Source organism: Mycobacterium sp. (genome assembly GCF_049683935.1).
GTDB lineage: Bacteria > Actinomycetota > Actinomycetes > Mycobacteriales > Mycobacteriaceae > Mycobacterium.
In genome coordinates this window covers 1-6,236 of the sequence record NZ_JBAUJR010000077.1, presented here as the reverse complement: position 1 = coordinate 6,236, position 6,236 = coordinate 1, and the positions used below count along the sequence as shown (strand labels likewise).

Annotated in this window: 7 protein-coding genes; 4 read left to right on the top strand and 3 right to left on the bottom strand. The window is 65.6% G+C overall.

Features of this window, described 5'->3' with window-relative positions:
* Positions 1-165 precede the first annotated feature (165 nt).
* Together WA965_RS04355 and WA965_RS04350 are read left to right on the top strand one after the other, a co-directional pair.
* Entirely contained in the window at positions 166-1,389 is a 1,224-nt protein-coding gene (locus WA965_RS04355) for an ISL3 family transposase (RefSeq protein WP_526293966.1), read from the top strand.
* Positions 1,390-1,605: 216 nt separating this feature from the next.
* Positions 1,606-1,932 (top strand): hypothetical protein, encoded by a 327-nt coding sequence (locus WA965_RS04350; protein WP_526293915.1) that lies wholly within the window; start codon positions 1,606-1,608, stop codon positions 1,930-1,932.
* 59 nt (positions 1,933-1,991) lie between these two features.
* On the opposite strand, the gene WA965_RS04345 is transcribed toward WA965_RS04350, so the two are convergent.
* The gene (locus WA965_RS04345) at positions 1,992-2,486 is read right to left on the bottom strand and encodes a nitroreductase family deazaflavin-dependent oxidoreductase (protein ID WP_526293916.1); all 495 of its coding nucleotides are present in this window, start codon (positions 2,484-2,486) and stop codon (positions 1,992-1,994) included.
* 9 nt (positions 2,487-2,495) lie between these two features.
* A complete protein-coding gene (gene pdxR / locus WA965_RS04340; protein WP_526293917.1) occupies positions 2,496-3,902 on the bottom strand; it encodes a MocR-like pyridoxine biosynthesis transcription factor PdxR in 1,407 nt (468 codons plus the stop codon).
* Positions 3,903-3,951: 49 nt separating this feature from the next.
* On the opposite strand from pdxR, the gene WA965_RS04335 reads away from it, so the two are divergent.
* Positions 3,952-4,413 (top strand): carboxymuconolactone decarboxylase family protein, encoded by a 462-nt coding sequence (locus WA965_RS04335; protein ID WP_526293918.1) that lies wholly within the window; start codon positions 3,952-3,954, stop codon positions 4,411-4,413.
* 4 nt (positions 4,414-4,417) lie between these two features.
* On the opposite strand, the gene WA965_RS04330 is transcribed toward WA965_RS04335, so the two are convergent.
* Positions 4,418-5,545, bottom strand: a complete 1,128-nt coding sequence (locus WA965_RS04330; protein ID WP_526293919.1) for a tetratricopeptide repeat protein — start codon at positions 5,543-5,545, stop codon at positions 4,418-4,420.
* 56 nt (positions 5,546-5,601) lie between these two features.
* On the opposite strand from WA965_RS04330, the gene WA965_RS04325 reads away from it, so the two are divergent.
* On the top strand, positions 5,602-6,236 hold a 635-nt coding region (locus WA965_RS04325; RefSeq protein WP_526447136.1), incomplete at its 3' end, for a phosphotransferase family protein.

Genomic DNA, 6,236 nt, shown 5'->3' with positions numbered 1-6,236 from the left:
TGGCGCTCCACGGGTTTTCGTGGGTGCTTTTCCGCTGTTCAGCGGTGGTTTTTGGTGTGAGAGTGCGGTGTTCGGCGTGTCCGTGATGAGGTGAGGGACGCGCACGCGGTGGGCCTCTAGATTTCGGGGTTACCACACCAACCGCAACCTCGAGGATCGATCCGCGTGCGCGTCAATACTGCATTTAACCGTCTGTTGCAGATTCCTGGAGCCAGGGTCACCGATGTCGTGATCGGTGAGCGAGACGTCGAGCTCACCGTCCGCGTCACAGCCCGCAGATTGCAGTGCCCCTGCGGCAACCGCGTCCAAGGGGCCTACGACCGGCGTCGGCGCCGCTGGCGACATATGGACCTCGTCACGCATCGTTTGTGGCTGGTCTACGAGATTCGCCGGTTGAACTGCCCCGACTGCGGGGTCCGCACCGAACACGTGCCCTGGAGCCGGCCCGCAGCGCGGCACACCCGCGACTTCGAGGACACCGTGCTGTGGCTGGCCGCCCGCACCGACCGCACCACGGTGGCCACGTTGCTGCGCTGCGCCTGGGAAACGGTGACCGCGATCATCAACCGCACCGTCGACGAACTGCTCGACCAGCGGCGCCTGGACCAGATCTACCGGATCGGCGTCGACGAGATCTGCTACCGCCACCCCCACAAATATCTGACCATCATCGGCGATCACGCCACCGGCACAGTGATCGACGTGCGTCCCGGCAGAGGCGTGGATTCCCTTGCCGCCTTTTACAACACGCTCACACCCGATCAACGCGGCGACGTCGATGCGGTCTCGATGGACGGATCAACGGCGTTTCGGGCCGCCACCGAAACCGCACTGCCCGACGCAGCCATCTGCTACGACACCTTTCACGTCATGCAATGGACCAACCGGGCACTCGATGAGGTGTTCTCCGCAGCAATAGCCACCAACCGCGCCGACTTCGACATGTCCTCCGGGCAATGGCGACGAGCACGCACGGCACTGCGCACCGGCGCTGAACGCCTCAACCCCGCACGTCACCAGCTGGTCGCGACGATCACCACCCAGAACCACGACATCGGGACCGCATGGCGGCTCAAAGAACAACTGCGCGAGCTCTTCCGAACCGCCCATCCCGCCCGATCCCCACGACAGCTACGTCGCTGGATTAACCGTGCCCGCAACAGCGGAGTCCGGCCGTTCCAACTCCTCGCCCGCCGCCTCGAACACCACTTCGACGGCATCATCAACACCATCCAACTCGGCATCACCAACGCACTCATCGAAGGCATCAACGCCAAGATCAGACTCATCAACGCCCGTGGCTACGGCCACCACTCCGCCGAATCCCTGACCTCGATGATCTACCTCATGCTCGGCGGAATCAGCCCAAAACTACCCACTAAAAGGTGAGGAGTCGCACAGACGTTCGATATTAGCTAGCTCCACTGACATGCCAGAGCACTCCGGTGGGCACGTTTCTGCCATCGGTCGTTCAATTTCTGCCAGTGGAATGAAACCCCTGACCTGCCGGTTTAAGCCATCAGAACCAACAAGATCACCATAAGAAGTCGAAACCGCGTGACTCGCTCCACGGCTCCGACCCGACACATAGGGAAGAGCAGAACAATGAAGAACACCACCATCGTCACCGCCACCACCGCCGTGCTCGCAGGATTCGCCACCGCGTTCATCGGGCTGGCAAGCCCCGCTGCCGCCGGCCCCTGGCCCCCGAAGGCCGCCCCCGCCGGAGGCTCCGCGAGCGACACCATCAGCTCACTGGAGGCCGACGGCAACCGCGTGGTTGTCAACCGCCAGGGCTCCGCCCCGCTCTCCGAAGCCGGCATCACCTCGGTGCGCCAGGGCCCGGCAATCAACGAGTACGTCTGGGACGCCCAGGGCGACGACCGCGTCCTCGAGACCACCGGCCACGTCTACTTCGTCGACGTCAACTAACCCCCATCAAAAGGGGCACCTCCTCGCAGGAGGTGCCCCTTTTGTCATCTCGAACGTTGTCATCGCGATCGCCGAAGTCGGACCAGTGGAATCGTGCGCGCGCCGGCCCGCGCCTCGTAATCCCCGTACCCGGCGTATTGATCGAGTGCCTTCGTCCAGGCATCCTCGCGCTGGGCGCGATCGGTGATCTCTGATGCGGTGTAGGTGCCGCTGTGGTTCCCGGCGAGTACCTCGACGGTCGGGTGGGCTCTGAGATTGCGGTACCACGCAGGATGGCCCGGCCTTCCGTAGTTCGACGCGATCAGGATCAGCGAATCGTCGTCGACCAGATACAGCAGTGGCAGGGTCCGAGGTAGTCCGGACTTCGCGCCCGTCGTCGTCAGCAGCATCACCGGCGCGGGATAGACGGTGCTGACCCGGCCGCCGGTGATCCGCAGCAGAGGCGGATCGACCCGCGGCGCCACATTTCTGACAAACCAGTACCCGGCCGACGTTCTCGCGAACTTCTCGAGCGTTCGCTCGTAGATGCTCATCGGTCGGCGCGGAGCGGTCATGGATGAACGCTACAACCCGCTGGCACGCAGGACCTCGCATAACGCAGAAACAGCGGGCACAAAGGCGTGCTCGGCGGGCGCGGCGAAGCCGATGATCAGGCCGTCGGTATCAGGCACGTCGACACCCGCGTCCGGATGCCGCATGAGCGAAAGTCCTTGTAATGCAATGCCTGCCTGACCGGCACGTCGGATGACCTCCGGCTCGGCGCCGTCGGGCAGCGTCACCAGCGCGTTGACTCCTGCGGCGAGCCCACCGACGCCGACGTCGAATGCGGACAGCGCGGAGGTCAGCGTATCCCTGCGTCGCCGATACCGCGTCCGCATCCGCCGGATGTGCCGGTCGTAATAGCCACCGGAGATGAACTCGGCGAGGGTGAGCTGTTCGATCGCGCTGACGGAGAACTGTTGTCCACCGGCTGCTTCGACGACGGGATCGATCAAGCCCTCGGGCAACACCATCCAGCCCAGGCGCAGTGCCTGCGACAGGCTCTTACTCGTCGAACCCAGATACACGACCCTCTCGGGGTTCAATGCCTGAAGCGCACCGATCGGTTGACGGTCGTAGCGGAATTCGCCGTCGTAGTCGTCATCAAAAATGAAACCGCCCGTTCTGCAGGCCCATTCGACGACCGCGGTGCGCCGTGACGAATGAAGCGGCATCCCCAGTGGGTTGTGGTGGGCCGGCGTCAACAGCACTGCCGACACATCGATATCGTCGAGTTCGGCGACCAGTGCGCCGTTGTCGTCCACGCCGATGGGTACCGTTGTGACCCCAGACGCCGCGATGGCGTCGCGGAACAGGTGGAGTCCGTACGCCTCCACCGCGATCGGTCCACCCACCGCACGTACCAGCAACTCCACACCCTGGCGCACACCCGCGCAGATGACGATCGAATCCGCCGACGTGCGCACGCCCCTCGCCCGCGCCAGGTACTCGGCGAGCGCTTGGCGCAACTCCGGTCGACCGCGTGGATCACCCATCCGCAGCGCTTCGTGAGGTGCGTTGCCCAGCGCTCGGCGCGTGCACGCCACCCAGTCGCTGCGGGGGAACTCCGAGACGTCCGGCGAGCCGGGCATCAGGTTGTGCACGGGGGTGACGCGCACGCCGCGGGGACGTGGTGGTTCGGACCGATAGGCGGTGCCGACAACCCAGGTGCCCGCCCCCTGGCGAGATCCCAGCCATCCTTCGGCCACGAGCTCGGCGTAGGCGTCGGCGACGGTATTGCGGGCCACGCCCAGATCGGCTGCCAGGGAGCGGGATGGTGGCAGCATCGTGCCCGGCGCGAGTCGGCCGGATCGGGCGGCGTCGCGCAGTCCCGCGATCAGCGCGTCCTTGGCGCCTCGAGCGCCCGGAACGAGCGATCGACCCAGATCGACGTGCAGATCCCGACCGCTCGAATTGGCCCATGAAACCATCCCTGAATTGAACCATCACCGTGGGCTATTCGGGATTAGCGTGGAGAACATGACCCAGACACTCGCCACCCAGGACCGCCTCAAGATCTACAAGGCTTCCCCCGAGCTGTACGACGCGATGATGACGTTGTCGACCGCCGCGGCCAAAGACGTCGACCCCGAGCTCGGGGAGTTGATCAAGATCCGCGCCTCGCAGATCAACCACTGCGCCTTCTGCCTCGACATGCACACCCGCGACGCCCGTACGCATGGCGTCAGCGAGCAGAAGCTGGATGTACTCGCGGGCTGGGCAGAGGCGGGTGACCTGTTCAGCGAGCGGGAGCGCGCCGCGTTGGCGCTGACCGAGGCCATCACCGAACTCGGCAACGGAGGCGTCTCCGACGAGGTCTACGCGCAGGCCGCCGCGGTGTTCTCGGACCGAGAACTGGGGCAGGTGATCACAATGGCGGTCACCATCAACGCTTGGAACCGCATCAACGCAGCCGTGCGGACGGCGCCGCCGCGACGCTGAAATATCAACTGGCGGAGGACTCCACGATCTCGCAGTCACGTACGTAGATGTCGACCGCGCGCTCGAGATGCGCGGCGATATCGCCCATGCCACCCTGTATCGGATCAACGTCACGCTTCGTGGGATGGGCGGGCAATGCTGTGCCCAGCTGGCGCAGCTTGTCGGCGGCGCAGGTCAGCAATCGGACCGCCTCGGTGAGGTCGGGGTCCGGCGTCGGTACCCAGCCGGCGAGGCGCCGGGTGTAGTGAAGGCCAACCTGATCGCACGCAGCGCGTAGGGCGTTCATGTTCCTGCTCATGAGCGCGTCCATGAACCCTTCCATTGTGGGTTCCACGCCTTCGAGTAGTTCGTCGACGGCGTCACTGTGACGGTCGATCCATTGGGCCATCGCGCTGATCTGTTCCTCGTTCGGTGGGCAACGGCCCCATCCTGATGGCACCGTCCACACCTCGGTCAGCGCGTCGAGGCTCCGCTGGGCGCCGCTGTGCCCGGCGTTTCGTGCGCGCCGCAGCCAGTGCTTCGCCGCCTCGAGATCCCGCGGTTCGACAACACCCTCGTACATGGTGCCGAGCGCAAACATGGCTTCGGCGTTCCCGGCCTGCGCGGCTTGTTCGTACCATTCCATGGTGACGCGGAGGTCGCCCTCCGGATCCTCGGTCATGGCAAGTACTCCGAGCCGATACATGGCATCGGCCAACCCGCCTTCGGCAGCACGCTCCCACCATCGTCGGGACAACTCCGGGTCCTGCGGCGCTATCTCGGCGTAGAGGTCGCCGAGACAACCCATCGAATAGACGTGTCCGGCGTCGGCGGCGAGCTGCCACCATTCCTGGGCGCTCTTGTGGTCTGGCGGGTCAGAGGTCACCGCAAGGACGCCGAGTTGGTAGCAGGCGTTGACATCACCTGTTCCGGCGGCACGCTCAAACCAGTAGCGCGCTTTGTCCACGTCCCTCGGTTGGAGCTCTACTGAATACGCCAGTCCCAACGCGGTCATCGCGCGGGTATCGCCGCCGCTATCGGCGGCACGTTCCCAGTGAGAAACTGCGGCATCGGCGTCTCGGGGCGTTGCCTGCCAGGCAGCAGCGCCCAGTTCGAAATCGTCCAGCTTGGAAGCGCGATTCCGACGCCGCATGGGTGACCTCCTGCTGCACCCAGTTTAACGAGCTGAGGTCCATTAACGTTGGCGTTGTGCTGACTCGGTCCGGCGCGGAGATTGCTGTCGACGGCGACGTCGTGCAGAAGGTGCACCGAGTGGGAACGGATCCGCGCGCACTTCGGGAGCGACTGCGCATCGCCACGGAATCCGCGGCCTTGCTGACCCCGATCTCAGTCGTTCCCGAAGCCGTCGGGCCTCGCTGGCGGACGAGTTGGCCTGTTGTGGAAACCGTTGCCGCCGAATCGGATTGCCTACCCTGGGCTCAGGCGGGGACACTGCTCGCCGCGCTCCACCACGAACCGGTGCTCGGCCCGGCCCCGGTGCACGGCTGGCCGCAGCGGCTCCGGCGAGCCGTCGACTACGTCCGCAAATCACCCGGATCCGTGAAGCGGGCCGCCGCCGCGCTTCCCGAAGTCGTCTGGCGGGCGGGCTCACCCGGTCGCCCGTTGGCGCTGGTCCACGGAGACTGGCATCTCGGGCAGCTCGGCCGGCTCACCTCGGGCGCACCCTGGGTGCTGATCGACGTCGACGATGTCGGTGTCGGCGACCCGGTGTGGGATCTGGCAAGGCCGGCCGGATTCTGGGCCGCCGGCCTGATCCCCGACGACGACTGGGCGGCATTCATCGACGGCTACCGCGGCGCGCGGGGCCCCGCCCTGCCTGACGC